Genomic DNA, 16,587 nt, shown 5'->3' with positions numbered 1-16,587 from the left:
GAGCCTCGCCGCGCGTCAGCGGAACAGCTTGTCGATCGCTTGCGCGCCGAGGCCGACCTTCTCGTAATGCGCCTTGCACATCGCGATGTACGAATGCACGTCGAAGTAGCCGTCTGGATTGCCTGCTTCGTCGAGCCAGATCAGCGGCCCCTTCACGATGAAGAACGCGCGCATCGGCTCCGGGTGATCGAACGCGACGAGCGTGTGGCCTTCGCCTGGCGTCTCGTACACGAAGTCGCCGCGCGTCGCGGTCCATTCGTGCTCCAGATAACCCCACTTTCCCGACAGCGTGTAAGCGAACACCTCGTGCGGGTGATAGTGCCGGTTCACGAGCCCGGCTTCCTTCGCCATCAGGATGTCGCACCATTTGTTCTGCGACGGCGAGATCCACAGCGGCCGCGACGAAACCGTTTCGGTGAACGGAACGTAATAGCGCTCGTCGTCGGTGGCCGCGTTCGCGATGTACGCTTCGGGCAGCGCATCGGGCTTGAACGGATTGGCAATCGGCGGGATGTTTTGCCAGAATTCGGCTACGGCTTTGTCGACCACGGTTTGTCTCCTTAGGTATCAGTTGTCGTGGGCTCGACTGTAGCCAGCCGGTGCGCGCCGCTCTTGACTGGGCTGGACGAATTGCTTGACCGCGCCGGACATTGCATCGCACCAGAATCCAGACGAACCATCCCCCAATCCGTGCCGCTCCGCACGACAGGCGCCCGCAGGAGGCGACGTGACGAAATCGACCGTTTTTTCCCGCACGCGAGGCTCGACGGCCGACGTGCCGGCGCGCGACAGGATGGCGTACTGGGATGCGTTCAATGCGGCGACGCTGGTCGGGCTGCGCTGTTCGTCGCTGTCGCCGGCCGGGCTCGAGGTCGAGAAGACCGATATCGCGTTGCCGGGCCTCGGCATCGCGGACATCAGCGGCCAGGATCACGTGATCGAGCGCAGCCCCGCGCTGGTGCGCCAGTTGCCGAAGGAGTCGCTGTTTGCGTGCCAGATCCTGAGCGGGCGCGCGTATTTCATCCAGCGAGACCGTTGCCTGCTCGCGGACGCCGGCGATGTCGTCGTCTACGACACGCGCGTGCCCTATCTGTTCGGATTCCTGACGCCGATGCGGCAGCTGCTGATCGATATCCCGATCACGACGTTCGACGACCGGCTCGATGCGGAACTGGCGGCGCTGCCGCTGCGGATCGCGCCGAAACCGGGCGCGGGCGCGATGCTCGGCGCGACGTTGCGCGCGAGCGTCGAGCGCTTCATGAAGGATCCGGTCGAGCGTGACGCCGCGCAGTTCGCCGAACACACGCGCACGCTGGTCGCGGAACTCATCGATGCGGAGGTGAACGGTGCGGGTGCCTCACGTGCGTCGCTGTCGTATCTGCTGACCGCGAAGCAGTACGTCGCGACGCATCTCGGCGATCCGGAACTCGGGCCGCAGGCCGTCGCCGACGCGGTCGGGCTGTCGCTGCGGCATCTGAGCCGGCTCTTCGCAGCCGAAGGCGAGTCGATCACGCAGCACATCTGGTCGGAACGGTTGTCGCATGCGTATCGCGAGCTGACCGATGCGCGGCTGCGCAAGACGAGCGTCGGCGAAATCGCGTTCCGCTGGGGCTTTTCGAGCCAGGCTCATTTCAGCCGTGCGATTCGCGAGCGCTATGGCGCGTCGCCGATGGCGCTGCGCGAGGCGGCGCGGGCGGACGGGGCTGATTCCGGCAGGTGATGCAGAGGGAGCGGCGGCGCGTGTCTCACGCGCCGTCTTTTTATTGTCGTGAACGAAAACGCCCGCGCGCCGCGTTGCGTTACTCCGCGAGCATGAATTCGGCGCAGCGTTCCGACATCATGATCGTCGGAGCGTTCGTATTGCCGGACACGATGCGCGGCACCACCGACGCATCGCAGATTGTGCGGCGGGCCGCCCGGACGCGCGCCATTGTACTCACCCGCCACTCACGAATGACCCGCCCCCGCGAATGCCGTGACAAGCGCGCGCACATGACACCGGCCGGTCGCGGAACCGCGCGGACTGCGCGATCCGATCGACAGGCCTGCTACAGCTGACGTCAGGCCGCGCTGGCTTCGTCGATCCGGCGAATGTCGTCCTGATCGAGCTGAACGCGGATCGCTTCGCCGAGCGATGCCAGCTGCGCCAGCGATGTCGCGCTGGCGATCGGCGCGGTGATCGTCGGCCGCGCGATCTGCCAGGCGAGCGCGATGGCGGCCGGCTGCGTGCCGTGCTTTGCCGCCACCGCGTCGAGTGCCGCGAGGATGCGCAGCCCGCGTTCATTGAGATACCCGGCGACGCGATCGCCGCGCACGCTCTTCTTCAGGTCGGCCTCGCTGCGGTACTTGCCCGACAGGAAGCCGCTCGCGAGCGCGTAGTAGTTGACGACACCGAGCTTCAGGTCGCGCACGACCGGTTCGAGATCGCGTTCGTAGTCGGCGCGGTCGAGCAGGTTGTATTCGGGCTGGATGACCTGGTAGGCGGGCAGGCCGTCGCGCTTGCTGATCGCGGCCGCTTCGCGCAGCCGTGCGCCGCTGTAGTTCGATGCGCCGATGATCCGCACCTTGCCCGCGTCGATCAGCGTTTGATAGGCGCCGAGCGTTTCTTCGAGCGGGGCCGTATCGGCAAGGTCGCGATGCGAGAAATACAGGTCGATGTAGTCGGTCTGCAGGCGACGCAGCGAGTCGTCTACCGCCTTCAGGATGTTGTCTTTCGACAACCCCGCGCGCGCGCCCAGCAGGCCGACCTTGGTCGCGATCACGACCTGCTCGCGCTTGCCGGAGCGCTTGAGCCACTTGCCGATGATCGTTTCCGATTCGCCGCCGTGGTTGCCGGGGACCCAGGCCGAGTAGACGTCGGCCGTGTCAATGAAGTTGATGCCGGTGTCGGCGAGCGCGTCGAGCAGCGCAAACGACGTGTTCTCGTCGACGGTCCAGCCGAAGACGTTGCCGCCGAACGCGAGCGGCGAAACCTGGATGTTCGATGTGCCGAGGGTGCGTAGTGCCATGTTCTGCTCCGATATCTGCGGGTGACGGAATGGAACTGCGGGATGGGCCGAGACGATCACGGCGAGACGACGGGGTACGTGGTGCGGTCACGCCGTTGTCGCGGGACGCCGGACATTCTCGCCGATCGCTCCGAATCGTGCAGGCGGCGCACCGTCGCGATGGCGGACGGCCTGACGCGGATGACGGACGCTCCGTCCGTTGCGTGGGTACTTCGTGTGGCTGCGTTCGATCAGGAACCGATTTTTGTCGCGGCTGGCGCGACTTGACGCGGCACGGCGCGTGGGCGGAAGCAGGCGGGAGGGCGGGAACGTGGATGCTCCGGCATTGCGCCGAAGCGGGCGGGACGACGGGCGGCAAGCGGCCGCCCGTGCGACGGTGAGCCGGTCAGCGCAACTGCACCGCCGCGAGAAACAGCACCATGCTGCCGATTGCGCCATCCAGTACGCGCCACGCCATGGCCTTGCGGAACCACGGCGCCAGCAGCCGCGCACCGTAGCCGAGCCCGAGGAACCACACGACGCTGACCGACATTGCGCCGATCGCGAACGCGAGCCGCGCGCCTTCCGGCTCGCGTGCGCCGGCCGTGCCGATCAGCAGGAACGTGTCGAGATACACGTGCGGGTTGAGCCACGTGAACGCGAGCGTCATCAGCACGATCGCGAGGCCGCTCTGCGGCGGCGGCGCGACCGCGTCGCCGCGCACGTCGAGCGTTTCGTGGCCCGGCTTGAACGCGCGGCGCAGCGCGTTGATGCCGAACCACGCGAGATACGCGAGGCCGAGGTACAGCACCGCGTGGACGAAGGTCGGATAGCGTTCGACGAGCACCGATGCGCCGCCGACGCCCGCGCCGATCAGGATCATGTCGGACAGCGCGCACAGCAGCACGATCTTGCCGACGTGCGAGCGCATGATGCCCTGCCGCAGCACGAATGCGTTCTGTGCGCCGATGGTGACGATGAGCGAGCCGCAGAGTACGGCGCCGTGAGAAAAAGCGAGCCAGTTCATGGTGGGTGACAACAGTGGAAGCAGTAGACGGATGAATCGGGTAGCGCTAGTCTGCGGTCAGCCTGAAAATAAGAGAAGCTAAATCACCTAATGCTGATTAAGGAAATCTAATGCTCGACTACGCGTTGCTCGATGCCCTCGCGGCCGTGATCCGGCACGGCTCGTTCGAGCGGGCGGCCAAGGAGCTGAACGTCACGGCGTCGGCCGTGTCGCAGCGCGTGAAACTGCTGGAGGAGCGGGTCGGCAGCGTGCTCGTCAAGCGCGGGCAGCCATGCGTCGCGACGACGTCGGGTGCGCTGCTGTGCCGCCATACCGAGCGCGTGCAACTGCTCGAGGCCGAGCTGGGCGGCCGGATGCCCGCATTGCCGGGCCAGATCGCGAGCACGTGGCCGACGTTGCGCGTGGCCGTCAACGACGACAGCGTCGCGACGTGGTTCATCGACGCGGTCGGGCCGTTCTGCACGGAGCGCGAGACGTTGCTCGACCTCGTGATCGACGACCAGGATTACACCGCGTCGCGCATTCGCGACGGCAGCGTGCAGGGCGCGGTGACCGCGCAGGCCGAGCCGATCCAGGGGTGCCGGTCGGAGCGGCTCGGGCGCATCCGCTATCGCGCGGTGTGCTCGCCGGCGTTTTACGCGCGCTACTTCGACGCGGGCATCACGCGCGATGCGCTGCGCCGCGCGCCGTGCGTGATGTTCAATCCGAAGGACGGGCTGCAGGCGCGTTTCATCCGGCGCGTGACGCGCGCGGATCTCGATCCGCCGCAGCACTGGATACCGCACGTCGCGGGCTACCTGCGTGCGTGCGAAACGGGATTGGGATGGGGGATGTGTCCGGACCGGATGGTCGACCGCCAACTGGCGGCGGGTGAACTGGTCGACATGTCGCGCGGGCGAACGATCGACATCGACCTTTACTGGCAGAGCTGGCGTTTGTCGATCGGCTGGCTCGACGATTTCAGCGCGGCGCTGAAGGCGCGCGCCGCGCTGTTTCTCGATTGACCGATCGCGTGACGCAGGCGGCGCGCGCGAGGTGCGCGCCGTGCGGCATCACATCAGACGTGATGCAGGCCGTCGAAATCGACGATCTGGACGTGGCGGCCCTGCATTTCGATCAGGCCGCGCTTCTGGAATTTCGACAGTGTGCGGCTGACCGTTTCGAGCGTCATGCCGAGGTAGCTGCCGATGTCTTCGCGCGTCATCCGCAGGTTGAATTCCGACGGCGAGTACCCGCGCTTCAGGTAGCGCGACGAGACGTCGAGCAGGAACGCGGCGACGCGCTCTTCGGCATTCAGCGAACCGAGCAGCATCGTTTGCGACGTTTCGCGCACGATCTGTTCGCTCATCAGCTTGTGCATGCGCAACTGCATCGAACCGGCTTCCGAGCAGAGCGTCTTGAGCGCGCTGTACGGAATCACGCAGACCGAGCTGTCTTCCAGCGCGACCGCGGTGCGCGGATGCGTGTCGTCGCAGATGCCGTCGAGGCCGAGCGCTTCGCCGGCGAGATGCAGGCCGGTGACCTGCTCGCGGCCGTCGTGGCGCGTCGCGACGGTTTTCAACGAGCCCGAGCGCACCGCGAACAGGTTGTCGAATGCGTCGCCTTCGCGGAACAGCGCTTCGCCGCGCTTGACGGGGCGCGCCGCGCAGATGACCGACTCGAGGCGACTGAGCGCTTCGGGCGCCAGGCCCTGCGGCATGCACAGGTGCCGCATGGCGCACGACGAGCAGTGCGCGGCCTGGCGAGGAGCCCAGCTACCGGCATGAGGCGTGGCGGCGGGACGTGTGGCGACGGGCGTCAGCATGATCGTTTACTCCGGCGTTGAATCGACGGAATCATTGTCCCACCGCAACTTGCCGCTGTCGGGTGACAAAACGTCGCGACTGCCCGCGCATGCCGAACGCGGCTTACGCAACCGTTTCGTCGACGTTGGCGGCCGCCGGAATCAGCAGCACGGGCAGCGTCGCGTGGCGCACGCACTGCTCGGCGATGCTGCCGAGCACGAGACGGCGGAACCCGCGGCGGCCGTGCGTGCCGAGTACGAGCAGATCGGCATCGAAAGCTTTCGCGCCGTCGAGGATCAGCGACGACACGTCGTTGAGCGACGTCGCTTCGCCCAGCTTCGTCTCGCCTTTTACGTCCGCTGCCTGCATGAGCGCGGTGAAATCCTTCGCGAGTGCGTTGCCCTGCGCGACGAGCTGATCGCGCAGCACGGACGGATCGTAGCCGGGCACGTTGTAGTAGATCGCGGCGTTCTCGACGACGTAGAACGGTTGCAGCTCGGCGCCGTGCGATTTCGCGAGCGCCAGCGCGGCATCGAACGCATGGCGGGACGTGTCGCTGCCGTCGACGGCAACCAGAATACGCTTGTACATAGTGTCTCCGAGTGGCGGGTTGAAACGAAGTCGGCCGGATGGCCGATCGGGCTGGGCAATGCGCAATGCTGCGAGGCAGAGTAAACCAATGGCAGGGACTTTGCAGTGAGGTGCCGGTCGTGCCGCGCGGCGGCGTCGCTTCCGTTTGCGCGGCGCACGGCCAGGCACCTACGTATGCTGCGACACGCGACGCATGTCGTGCGACGTGGTGGTCGCTGTTGTCTGCATCGTCGGCGGGAAGGCATGCGCGCGCATCGGTGTCGCGTGTGGCGCACGCACACGCCTCGCGGCGCACGCCGATCGCATCGACACGACACGACAGTCACGCGGATGCATTGCCCGCATCGCCATTCAATCGCAACCGCGCCGTTTCGACATGACCTCGATCAACGCATGTGCGTCGGTGCAATTCACGGTGTGCATGACGCCGCCCGCGCTGCTGCGCGGAATCATTCGTTCGTGCATCGTGCATCGCGCGATGTCCGGTGCACGATCGGCGCACGGTCGCGTACGCCGATCCCCAGCCATCGGCTAGTTTGCCGATACCGGTTCGCAAACGAACGATCGATTCAAACGCCGCGCCGGCTATCTCGGCACGGGCGTCAGCTCGAAGACGCGCTCTGGCCGACGCTGGTGGCCGGGCCAGTACGTGCTGCCGTACATCCGGTGGACGGGGCCGAACAGCGCGTCGCTCAGGGGCGGCGGCGCGTCGAAGCCCTTCTCGATCACCATGTAGCCGGCACGCAGCGCGAACGCCGGATGATTGCCGCCGGGGCGGCTGTCGAAACCGGCGAAGCCGTCGCCGGCTTCCGGCATCGCATTGACGAGCGACGCGTTGCTGCGCGTGATTTCGTCGGGCGAGATCGGCCCGCCGCCGGCAAGGCGCGCCGCCTCGCGGTTCTTGCCGTCGGTGTCGACCGTGCTGTCGTGCGTGTCGTCGTTGTCGAGCTCGATGCTGCGCGGACGCGAGCGATTGGTTTGACCGGATGATTCCATCGCGGCTCTCCTCGCGGCGAAGCGTTCCGGATCGAAGCAAATCCCGTTCCGGGCGTGACGGGAAAAGGCGCGCGGGCGATCGCCGCGGTCGCGCGACGCGCACTGATTTGTCATGATTTATTTCAGCTAGAAGACCCGTTTTCTACAGAGTATGATTCTTTTCCTGCGAAGCGGCGACAGGGGATTCAGTCGCGCCGCCTCTGCCCGCGCCGGGGGGCCGCAGCACCCCTTAAAGACGGGTAGTGAACAACAAAGCAAGGGACTAGAGGTGGCGGATTCATGCAAGCGACTACTGCCTTCACGCACCGCGGTTATCTGTTGAACTGCGCGCCCGCGCGCGCCAGTGACGGTTCGTTCAAACCCTACGTCGTGATCTCCCGATCGAGCGACGGGGAACTCGTTGCGAACCGATTTTTCCCGATCGAACTCCAGTTCAACGACGAAGGCGACGCGATCGCGCACGCGCGCGACTGGGCCGTGCGATGGATCGACGCGAGCAGCATCACGATCTGACGCCGTCGCGATCCCGTGGCATCGGCCGTCCGGCCGATCCCCGGCGTGCCGCTCCCGGACGGAAAACGCGGTAATCTTGCGGAACCCGTCACTTTATTAGCGGCCGTGCGACCGAGCGCGGCCGCCTGCATTGGCATATGTCGACATCACCCGCCCGTCAGTGGGGCCTTGAAGAAATCGTTGCCGGCTTGCGCGAGTCGCGCGAGGAACTCCATCGCACGCGCCATCCGCGCGGCATTCGCGAACTGCCGTCGCGCGATGCAATCTGCAAGATTGTGACCGGCCTGCGCGCGTCGATGTTTCCGACGCACTACGGCGCACCGGATCTGACCGACGAAAGCGTCGACTTCTACGTCGGCCACACGCTCGAAAGCACGCTGCGCATTCTGTCCGAACAGATCCGCCGTGCGCTGCCGTTCCTGCCCGAGCATGCCGATACGCCATTCGCGGAGCTCGACGAACGCGCGTTCGAAATCGCGCGCGAATTCGGCCGGCAGTTGCCGGCGGTCCGCGCGCTGCTCGTCAGCGATATCCAGGCGGCCTATGCAGGCGATCCGGCCGCGCAGCACATCACCGAGATCCTGCTGTGCTACCCCGGCGTGCTGGCGATGATGCATCACCGGCTCGCGCATGCGCTGCACCAGCTGGGCGTGCCGCTGCTGGCGCGATTCATCAATGAAATCGCCCACTCGGCGACCGGCATCGACATCCACCCGGGCGCGCAGATCGGCCCGAGCTTCTTCATCGACCACGGCACGGGCGTCGTGATCGGCGAGACGGCGATCATCGGCGAGCGCGTGCGCGTGTACCAGGCCGTCACGCTCGGCGCGAAGAGCTTCCCCGCCGATGGCGAAGGCGCGCTCGTCAAGGGCAATGCGCGGCACCCGATCGTCGAGGACGACGTGGTGATCTACGCGGGCGCGACGATTCTCGGCCGCGTGACGATCGGGCGGGGCTCGGTGATCGGCGGCAACGTGTGGCTCACGCACAGCGTGCCGCCCGGCACGAGCGTCGCGCAGGGCAAGGTGCGCGAAGGCGGGAGCGCCGACAAGCCGTAACGCGGCGCGCGGCCGACGGCTGCCGGCCGCCACGGCGCGCCCCGTCAGTGCTTGCTGTCGGGCGCCCGGTGCTTGTACAGCACGTCCTGGTCGACGCGGATCAGGTTCTGCCCCGCATCGACGACGAAATCCACACCGTTGTACGCGTTGCCCGTCAGCATCAGGATCGCGCTCGCGACGTCGTCGGGGCCCGCGATGCGCGCGAGCGGCGTCGATGCGCGGCTCGCGTGCTCGAAGTCGGCCTGCGTCTGGTCGTCGCTCGGCAGCATCAGCCCGGGGAACACCGCATTCACGCGCAGCACCGGCGCGGACGACAGCGCGAGCATCTGCGTGAGGTTGCCGAGCGCGGCCTTCGCGACCGTATAGCTGAAATGGTCGCGGTGAAAGTTTTCCTTGATCTTCTGGTCGACCACATTCACGACGACACCCTGCGTGCCGGCCGCGCGGGCCCGTTCGTAGAACGCGCGCGTGAGCAGGATCGGCGCGCGGCAGTTGACGGCCCACGCCTGGTCGAACGCCGCGAGGTCGAAGCTCGGGAAATGGTCCTGCCAGAACACCGACGCGTTGTTGACGAGCACGTCGAGGCGCCCGAAGCGCGCATACACCTGGTCGATCAGCGCGGTGATCTGCGCGGCATCCGACAGGTCGGCCTGCAGCGCGACCGAATCGTGCCCGCGTTCGGCGATCGCACGGGCCGCCGCCTGCGCGGCATCGGCCGACCGGTCGTAATGCACCGCGGTGCGATAGCCGTGCGCGGCGAAATACTCGGCGAACGCGCGCCCGGCCCGGCGCGCGGCGCCGGTCACGAGCACGACGGGCGCGTGCGCCGCTTGCTTCGTCTGCTCCATTACGTATTCGTCAGATTCACGGAAGAAGGATTCGCGACGATCGACAGGAATTCGCGCCGCGTCGACGGATCGGTGCGGAATGAGCCGAGCATGCGTGACGTGACCATCTCGACGCCCGGCTTGTGCACGCCGCGCGTCGAGATGCACTGGTGCGCGGCTTCGAGGATCACGCCGACGCCCTTCGGCTGCAGCACGTCGAACAGCGTGTCGGCGATCTGCACGGTCATCTTTTCCTGGATCTGCAGGCGCTTCGCGAACGCGTCGACGAGGCGCGCGAGCTTCGAGATGCCGACCACGCGATGATTCGGCAGATACGCGACGTGCGCGCGGCCGATGATCGGCACCATGTGGTGCTCGCAGTAGCTCTCGAAGCGGATGTCCTTCAGCACGATCATTTCGTCGTAGCCGTCGACTTCGCTGAACGTGCGCGCGAGGATGTCGCGCGGCTCCACCGCATAGCCGGCGAAGAATTGCTCATAGGCGCGCACGACGCGTGCGGGCGTGTCGATCAGGCCTTCGCGCGCGGGATCGTCGCCGGCCCAGCGCAACAGCACGCGAACCGCGTCTTCCGCTTCTTCGCGGCTCGGTCGGGATGCGGCCGGCTCGGGCCGCGCGGACTTCTTTTTAGCCATCTATTTGCTCCATCGAATGCCGCCGCCGGGGCGGCGCGGAATCCGGGCATTGTTTCATGCTTTCGCGGGGCGCGTGTGCGGCCCGGCACTCACTTCACTTCGGCCATTCGTCCTGCTCGTCGTTGAACAGCGACGCGACGACGCCGCGCAGCCACGCGGTGCGAGGATCGTTGTGATATTTGCGATGCCAGTGCTGCTTCAGGTCGAAGCGCGGCAGGGCCAGCGGTGGTTCGACCGGCACGATGAACGCGTGCTCGGCCGCGTACGCGTAGCCGATCGCATGCGGCACCGTCGCGATCAGGTCGGTGCGGCTCAGGATGAACGGCAGGCTCATGAAGTGTGGCGTCTCGAGCACTGCGCGGCGCTGCATGCGCTGCTTCGCGAGATATTTCTCGAGCACTTCCTGGCTGCGGCCTTCGGCGCGCACCACCGCGTGCCCGCACGTGAGGAACTGCTCGACCGTGAACGGCGGCGCCTGCTCGAACGGATGGCCGCGCCGCATCAGGCACACGAACCGGTGCGTGAACAAGCGCTGTTGGAAGAAGTTGTTGCCGTCGAGATCCGGGAAGTAGCCTACCGCGAGATCGATCGAACCGGCTTCGAGCCCACGCCCGACTTCGTCGTGCGCGAGCGAGACCGAGCGCAGGTTCGCGTGCGGCGCGCGTGTCGCGAACGCCTGCAGCAGCTTCGGCAGGAACACGATCTCGCCGACGTCCGACAGCGCGATCGAGAACGTATGCGTGCTCGCGGCCGGGTCGAAGTCGTGCGGCGCGACGAGGCCGCGCTCGATCTGCGCGAGCGCGTCGCGGGCGGCCGGCAGCAGCGCGAGCGCGCGCGGCGTCGGCTCCATCCCGCGCGACGTGCGCACGAACAGCGGATCGCCGAAGTACTCGCGCAGGCGGCCGAGCGCCGTGCTCACGCGCGGCTGGCTGACGCCGAGCAGGTCGCCCGCGCGACTCACGTTGCGCGTGTCGTCGAGCGCGACGAGGTAGGGAATGAGGTTCAGATCGAGCGCATCCATCGCCGGAACAGTATCGTCAAAACGTATACAACATATCTCCTGAATCGCGTTGCCGCATAGTCGGGAAAGCGCTCAAATGTGTTCCATTACTCGAACCAATGTTCAGGAGACGAACAATGCGCACCCAAGTCGCCATCATCGGCGCCGGTCCGTCCGGCCTTTTGCTTTCCCATCTGCTGCGCCTGCAAGGCGTCGATTCCATCCTCGTCGAAGCGCGTTCGCGCGAATATTGCGAGAACCGCATCCGTGCCGGCGTGCTGGAGCAGGGCACGGTCGACACGCTGAACGAAGCCGGCCTCGGCGACCGGATGCGCCGCGAAGGGCTCGAACACCACGGCATCGAACTGCTGTTCTCGGGGCAGCGCCATCGCATCGACCTCTCCGAGCTGACCGGCGGGCGCGCGATCACCGTCTACAGCCAGCACGAAGTGGTACGCGACCTGATCGCGGCCGGCGTCGAGCATGGCCACGCGATGCACTTCGAGGTAAGCGACGTCGCGCTGCACGACGTCGAGGGCGAGCAGCCGTTCGTCACGTTCAAGCATGCCGACGGCCGCGAAGACCGCATCGACTGCGACTACATCGCCGGCTGCGACGGCTTCCACGGCATCGCGCGCCAGACGATTCCGGCCGAGCGGCTGAACACGTTCGAGCGCGTCTATCCGTTCGCGTGGCTCGGCATCCTTGCCGACGCGGCGCCGTCGCTCGACGAACTCGTCTACGCGCATCACGACAATGGTTTCGCGCTGTTCTCGATGCGCTCGCCGACGGTCACGCGCCTGTACCTGCAGTGCAAGCCCGACGAAGATCTCACCGAATGGTCCGACACGCGGATCTGGGACGAATTGCACACGCGCTTCTCGAACGACACGGGCTGGACGCCGACCGAGGGCCGGATCACGCAGAAAAGCGTGACGCCGATGCGCAGCTTCGTGTCCGAGACGATGCAGCACGGGCGCCTGTTCCTCGCCGGCGACGCCGCGCATATCGTGCCGCCGACCGGCGCGAAGGGGATGAACCTGGCGGTGGCCGACGTCCGCGCGCTGTCCCGCGCGCTCGGCGCGCGCTACCGCCACGGCGACGCGACGCTGCTCGACACGTATTCCGCGACCTGCCTCGAGCGCGTGTGGCGCGCCGAGCACTTCTCGTACTTCATGACGAACATGCTGCATTCGTCGCCTGAAGACTCGCCGTTCGTCAATCGCCTGAAGTTTGCCGAGCTGAAATACGTGACGCGCTCGCGGGCCGCCGCGCAGGCGCTCGCCGAAAACTACGTCGGCTTGCCGTTCGACGACGCAGCGCCCCCCGAGGCAACCCGCCTTGACAACGCGCTGTGCGCGACTCTATGATCGGCCCATCGTTCGCTAATCGAATCTAGGTTCGAATAACGAACAAAACCGGGATCGACATCGGCCCCGGCGCGGCACGCGGCACGCGCGTGTCCCCTCGACAGGCCGCGCATCGAGCCGCGGGTTCGTATCAGGAAGAGACATGGTCAACAAGATTTTCGAATCGCTTCAGTCGGCGGTGGCCGACATCCACGACGGCGCGACAATCATGATCGGCGGCTTCGGCACGGCAGGCATGCCGTCCGAGCTGATCGACGCGCTGATCGAACAGGGCGCGCGCGACCTGACGATCGTCAACAACAACGCGGGTAACGGCGAGACCGGCCTCGCGGCGCTGCTGAAGGCGAAGCAGGTGCGCAAGATCATCTGCTCGTTCCCGCGCCAGAGCGACTCGCAGATATTCGACGGGCTGTACCGCGCCGGCGAGATCGAGCTGGAGCTCGTGCCGCAGGGCAACCTCGCGGAGCGCATCCGCGCGGCGGGCGCCGGCATCGGCGGCTTCTTCACGCCGACCGGCTACGGCACCAAGCTCGCGGAAGGCAAGGAAACGCGCGTGATCGACGGCAAGCCGTATGTGTTCGAGACGCCGATCCACGCCGATTTCGCGCTCGTGAAGGCATACAAGGGCGACCGCTGGGGCAATCTCGTCTATCGCAAGACGGCACGCAACTTCGGGCCGATCATGGCCAGCGCCGCGAAGGTCGCGATCGTGCAGGTGTCGGAAGTCGTGCCGCTTGGCGCGCTGAACCCGGAACACATCGTGACGCCGGGCATTTTCGTCCAGCGCATCGTCGAGGTGCCGCAGGCCGCGCACGCGGCCGAGCTGGCCGCCGAACACGCATCGCAAGCCGCTTGAGGAGACCCGACATGAAACGACTGACCCGCGATGAAATGGCCAAGCGCGTCGCCCAGGACATTCCCGAAGGCGCGTACGTGAACCTCGGCATCGGCGTGCCGACGCTGGTGGCGAACCACCTCGATCCGAGCAAGGAAATCTTCCTCCACAGCGAGAACGGGCTGCTCGGCATGGGCCCCGCGCCCGCGCCCGGCGAGGAAGACGACGAACTGATCAATGCCGGCAAGCAGCACGTCACGCTGCTCACCGGCGGCGCGTATTTCCACCACGCGGATTCGTTCGCGATGATGCGCGGCGGCCACCTCGATTACTGCGTGCTCGGCGCGTTCCAGGTATCCGCGACCGGCGACCTCGCGAACTGGCATACGGGTGCGCCCGATGCGATTCCGGCGGTCGGCGGCGCGATGGATCTCGCGATCGGCGCGAAGCAGGTATTCGTGATGATGGAGCACCTGACGAAGCAGGGCGAGAGCAAGATCGTCGCGCAATGCTCGTATCCGGTCACCGGCGTGCAGTGCGTGAGCCGCATCTATACGGATCTCGCCGTGCTCGACGTGACGGCCGACGGCCTCGCGGTGAGCGAGATCTTCACCGACCTGTCGTTCGACGAACTGCAGAAGCTGACCGGCGTGCCGCTGATCGACGCGACGCAAAAGGCCGCTGCCTGAACCCCGAGCGTGCCGGCGCGTGCGCTTGCGCGCAGGCCGGCACGCTTGGGTGGACAATAGGCGCACGCCGTTTCCCCAATCTGATGCCATGCTCGAAGACAGCGCCCGCCTGACCTCCCTCATCTGCGGCACCGAGCCGCTCAACCGGATCTGGTCGCCCCGCGCGACGATCCAGCGGATGCTCGACGTCGAGGCCGCGCTCGCGCGTGCGCTCGCCGCGCAGCAGGTGATTCCCGCCGCCGCGGTCGCGCCGATCGAACGCGCGTGCGATGCGAGCCGGCTCGACGCCGACGCGCTCGCGCACGGCGCGGCGCTCGGCGGCAATCTCGCGATTCCGCTCGTCAAGCAGCTCACCGCGCAGGTGAAGGCCGACGACCCCGAGGCCGCGAAGTTCGTGCACTGGGGCGCGACGAGCCAGGACATCATCGATACCGCCACCGTGCTGCAGTTGCGCGACACGCTCGACGTGCTCGAACCGATGCTCGACGACGCATGTGCATCGCTCGCGGCGCTCGCGCGCACGCATCGCGCGACGCCGATGATCGGCCGCACGTGGCTGCAGCAGGCGCTGCCGATCACGCTCGGCCTGAAATTCGCGCAATGGCTCGATGCGCTGCTGCGCCATCGCGCGCGCTTCACCGAATTGCGCGAGCGTGCGCTCGTGCTGCAGTTCGGCGGCGCGGCCGGCACGCTCGCGAGCCTGCGCGAGCACGCGGCCGGCGTCACGGCCGCGCTGGCGGCCGACCTGAAGCTCGCGGCGCCGGCCGTGCCGTGGCACACGCAGCGCGACCGCATCGCGGAAGCCGCGTCCTGCTTCGGGATGCTGACGGGCACGCTCGGCAAGATCGCGCGCGACGTGTCGCTGCAGATGCAGACCGAAGTCGGCGAGCTCGGCGAGCCGGCCGCCGGCGGCAAGGGCGGCTCGTCGACGATGCCGCACAAGCGCAACCCGGTCGGCTGCGCAGCCGTGCTGACGGCTGCCGTGCGTGCGCCGAACCTCGTCGCGACGGTGTTCGCGGGGATGGTGCAGGAGCACGAGCGCGCGCTCGGCGGCTGGCAGGCCGAATGGGATGCCTTGCCCGATCTCGCGCGCCTGACCGGCGGCGCGCTGGCGCAGATCGCGCAGATCGTCGCGGGCCTCGACGTGAACACCGAACGTCTGGCCGCGAACCTCGACCTGACGCACGGGCTGATCCTTGGCGAAGCGGTGATGCTCGCGCTCGGCGACAAGATCGGCCGGCTCGACGCGCATCACGTCGTCGAACACGCGTCGAAGGAAGCCGTGCGCACGGGCGCGACGCTGTTCGACGTGCTCGCCGCCGATGCGACCGTGTCGGCCCACCTGTCGCGCGACGCGCTCGCGCGGCTGCTCGATCCCGCTCATTACGTCGGCGAGGCGCAGGCCTACGTCGACGCCGTGCTCGCGCTGCACGCGGGCGCGCAATCACCAGGAGAACATTGATGCCTTTCGCCACTGTCAACGGCGTGAAACTGCATTACCGGATCGACCGTGCGGCGCGCGACGACGCGCCGTGGCTCGTCTTCTCGAACTCGCTCGGCGCCGAACTGCAGATGTGGGCGCCGCAGATCCGCCCGCTCACGCAGCACTTCAACATCCTGCGCTACGACACGCGCGGCCACGGCCATTCCGATGCGCCGGCCGGTTCGTACACGATCGAGCAGCTCGCCGGCGACGTGATCGGCCTGCTCGACCACGTCGGCATCGCCCGCGCGCATTTCTGCGGGATCTCGATGGGCGGGCTGACGGGCGCGGCGCTGGCCGCACGCTTCCCGTCGCGCATCATTCGCGCGGTGCTGTCGAACACCGCCGCGAAGATCGGCTCGCCGGAAGTGTGGGCGCCGCGGGCGCAGAAGGCACGTGCCGAAGGGATGACCGCGCTCGCCGACGCTGTGCTGCCGCGCTGGTTCACCGACGCGTTCGTCGAACGCGAGCCGCGCCTGTTCGATGCGATCCGCGACACCTTCGTGCATACCGACCAGGACGGCTATGCGGCGAACTGCGACGCGCTGAACGCAGCCGACCTGCGCGAAGAGGTGAAGGGCATCGCGCTGCCGGTGCTCGTCGTGACCGGCGCGAAGGACATGTCGACGCCGCCCGACCAGGGCCGCGCGCTGGCCGCCGCGATTCCGGGTGCGCAGCACGTCGAATTCGACGCCGCGCATATTTCGAACATCGAGTGCACCGACGGCTTCAACCGCGCGCTGCTCGATTTCCTGACCGCGTGAGGCACCGGCG

The 16,587-nt window shown here is 67.1% G+C and carries 18 protein-coding genes; 9 read left to right on the top strand and 9 right to left on the bottom strand.

What is annotated here, in order from left to right:
• Nucleotides 1-15: 15 nt before the first annotated feature.
• A complete protein-coding gene (locus tag CFB45_RS30140; protein WP_089428683.1) occupies nucleotides 16-549 on the bottom strand; it encodes a 2,4'-dihydroxyacetophenone dioxygenase family protein in 534 nt (177 codons plus the stop codon).
• Between the two features lie 178 nt (nucleotides 550-727).
• Between CFB45_RS30140 and CFB45_RS30135 the strand changes: the two genes are divergently transcribed.
• Entirely contained in the window at nucleotides 728-1,720 is a 993-nt protein-coding gene (locus CFB45_RS30135; protein ID WP_089428682.1) for a helix-turn-helix domain-containing protein, read from the top strand.
• Between the two features lie 340 nt (nucleotides 1,721-2,060).
• Here CFB45_RS30135 and CFB45_RS30130 read toward each other — a convergent pair whose 3' ends face one another.
• The gene (locus CFB45_RS30130) at nucleotides 2,061-3,008 is read right to left on the bottom strand and encodes an aldo/keto reductase (protein WP_089428681.1); all 948 of its coding nucleotides are present in this window, start codon (nucleotides 3,006-3,008) and stop codon (nucleotides 2,061-2,063) included.
• Nucleotides 3,009-3,393: 385 nt separating this feature from the next.
• Complete coding sequence (locus CFB45_RS30125) at nucleotides 3,394-4,014, bottom strand: LysE/ArgO family amino acid transporter (protein ID WP_089428680.1); 621 nt, start codon at nucleotides 4,012-4,014, stop codon at nucleotides 3,394-3,396.
• Nucleotides 4,015-4,124: 110 nt separating this feature from the next.
• Between CFB45_RS30125 and CFB45_RS30120 the strand changes: the two genes are divergently transcribed.
• Nucleotides 4,125-5,018 carry a LysR family transcriptional regulator ArgP gene (locus CFB45_RS30120; RefSeq protein WP_089428679.1) on the top strand — a complete coding sequence of 298 codons (894 nt, stop codon included), beginning with the start codon at nucleotides 4,125-4,127 and terminating at the stop codon, nucleotides 5,016-5,018.
• A 53-nt stretch (nucleotides 5,019-5,071) separates the two neighbouring features.
• Here the strand turns inward: CFB45_RS30120 and fnr are convergent, their stop codons facing one another.
• The 3 genes from fnr to CFB45_RS30100 form a co-directional block, all read right to left on the bottom strand.
• Nucleotides 5,072-5,818, bottom strand: a complete 747-nt coding sequence (fnr, locus tag CFB45_RS30115; protein WP_089428678.1) for a fumarate/nitrate reduction transcriptional regulator Fnr — start codon at nucleotides 5,816-5,818, stop codon at nucleotides 5,072-5,074.
• Between the two features lie 103 nt (nucleotides 5,819-5,921).
• Nucleotides 5,922-6,389, bottom strand: a complete 468-nt coding sequence (locus CFB45_RS30110) for a universal stress protein (RefSeq protein ID WP_089428677.1) — start codon at nucleotides 6,387-6,389, stop codon at nucleotides 5,922-5,924.
• 585 nt (nucleotides 6,390-6,974) lie between these two features.
• Complete coding sequence (locus tag CFB45_RS30100) at nucleotides 6,975-7,385, bottom strand: DUF3005 domain-containing protein (protein ID WP_089428675.1); 411 nt, start codon at nucleotides 7,383-7,385, stop codon at nucleotides 6,975-6,977.
• A gap of 279 nt (nucleotides 7,386-7,664) precedes the next feature.
• Here CFB45_RS30100 and CFB45_RS30095 point away from each other — a divergent pair, with 279 nt between their 5' ends.
• Nucleotides 7,665-7,898: a hypothetical protein gene (locus tag CFB45_RS30095; RefSeq protein WP_011356723.1), complete on the top strand. Its 234-nt coding sequence runs from the start codon at nucleotides 7,665-7,667 to the stop codon at nucleotides 7,896-7,898.
• 137 nt (nucleotides 7,899-8,035) lie between these two features.
• Entirely contained in the window at nucleotides 8,036-8,956 is a 921-nt protein-coding gene (gene epsC / locus CFB45_RS30090) for a serine O-acetyltransferase EpsC (protein ID WP_046548857.1), read from the top strand.
• Between the two features lie 44 nt (nucleotides 8,957-9,000).
• On the opposite strand, the gene CFB45_RS30085 is transcribed toward epsC, so the two are convergent.
• The 3 genes from CFB45_RS30085 to CFB45_RS30075 all read right to left on the bottom strand — a co-directional run bounded on the left by CFB45_RS30085 (nucleotide 9,001) and on the right by CFB45_RS30075 (nucleotide 11,457).
• Nucleotides 9,001-9,804 carry an SDR family oxidoreductase gene (locus CFB45_RS30085; RefSeq protein WP_089428674.1) on the bottom strand — a complete coding sequence of 268 codons (804 nt, stop codon included), beginning with the start codon at nucleotides 9,802-9,804 and terminating at the stop codon, nucleotides 9,001-9,003.
• Nucleotides 9,804-10,436 carry a GTP cyclohydrolase I FolE gene (folE, locus tag CFB45_RS30080; protein WP_089428673.1) on the bottom strand — a complete coding sequence of 211 codons (633 nt, stop codon included), beginning with the start codon at nucleotides 10,434-10,436 and terminating at the stop codon, nucleotides 9,804-9,806. The genes CFB45_RS30085 and folE overlap by 1 nt, the downstream gene beginning before the upstream one ends.
• A 94-nt stretch (nucleotides 10,437-10,530) precedes the next feature.
• Entirely contained in the window at nucleotides 10,531-11,457 is a 927-nt protein-coding gene (locus CFB45_RS30075; RefSeq protein ID WP_069250399.1) for a LysR family transcriptional regulator, read from the bottom strand.
• A 116-nt stretch (nucleotides 11,458-11,573) separates the two neighbouring features.
• Here CFB45_RS30075 and pobA point away from each other — a divergent pair, with 116 nt between their 5' ends.
• From pobA to pcaD, 5 genes are all read left to right on the top strand, one after another.
• Entirely contained in the window at nucleotides 11,574-12,806 is a 1,233-nt protein-coding gene (gene pobA / locus CFB45_RS30070; protein WP_089428672.1) for a 4-hydroxybenzoate 3-monooxygenase, read from the top strand.
• Nucleotides 12,807-12,948: 142 nt separating this feature from the next.
• Nucleotides 12,949-13,662, top strand: a complete 714-nt coding sequence (locus tag CFB45_RS30065) for a 3-oxoacid CoA-transferase subunit A (RefSeq protein ID WP_011356717.1) — start codon at nucleotides 12,949-12,951, stop codon at nucleotides 13,660-13,662.
• An 11-nt stretch (nucleotides 13,663-13,673) separates the two neighbouring features.
• Nucleotides 13,674-14,330: a CoA transferase subunit B gene (locus CFB45_RS30060; protein WP_034189746.1), complete on the top strand. Its 657-nt coding sequence runs from the start codon at nucleotides 13,674-13,676 to the stop codon at nucleotides 14,328-14,330.
• 88 nt (nucleotides 14,331-14,418) lie between these two features.
• The gene (locus CFB45_RS30055) at nucleotides 14,419-15,792 is read left to right on the top strand and encodes a 3-carboxy-cis,cis-muconate cycloisomerase (protein ID WP_089428671.1); all 1,374 of its coding nucleotides are present in this window, start codon (nucleotides 14,419-14,421) and stop codon (nucleotides 15,790-15,792) included.
• Nucleotides 15,792-16,577 (top strand): 3-oxoadipate enol-lactonase, encoded by a 786-nt coding sequence (gene pcaD, locus CFB45_RS30050; RefSeq protein WP_089428670.1) that lies wholly within the window; start codon nucleotides 15,792-15,794, stop codon nucleotides 16,575-16,577. The genes CFB45_RS30055 and pcaD overlap by 1 nt, the downstream gene beginning before the upstream one ends.
• Nucleotides 16,578-16,587: the final 10 nt, after the last annotated feature.

This window comes from Burkholderia sp. HI2500 (assembly GCF_002223055.1).
GTDB lineage: Bacteria > Pseudomonadota > Gammaproteobacteria > Burkholderiales > Burkholderiaceae > Burkholderia.
The sequence above is the reverse complement of the archived record's forward strand: the minus strand, read 5'-3'. Positions and strand labels throughout refer to the sequence as shown.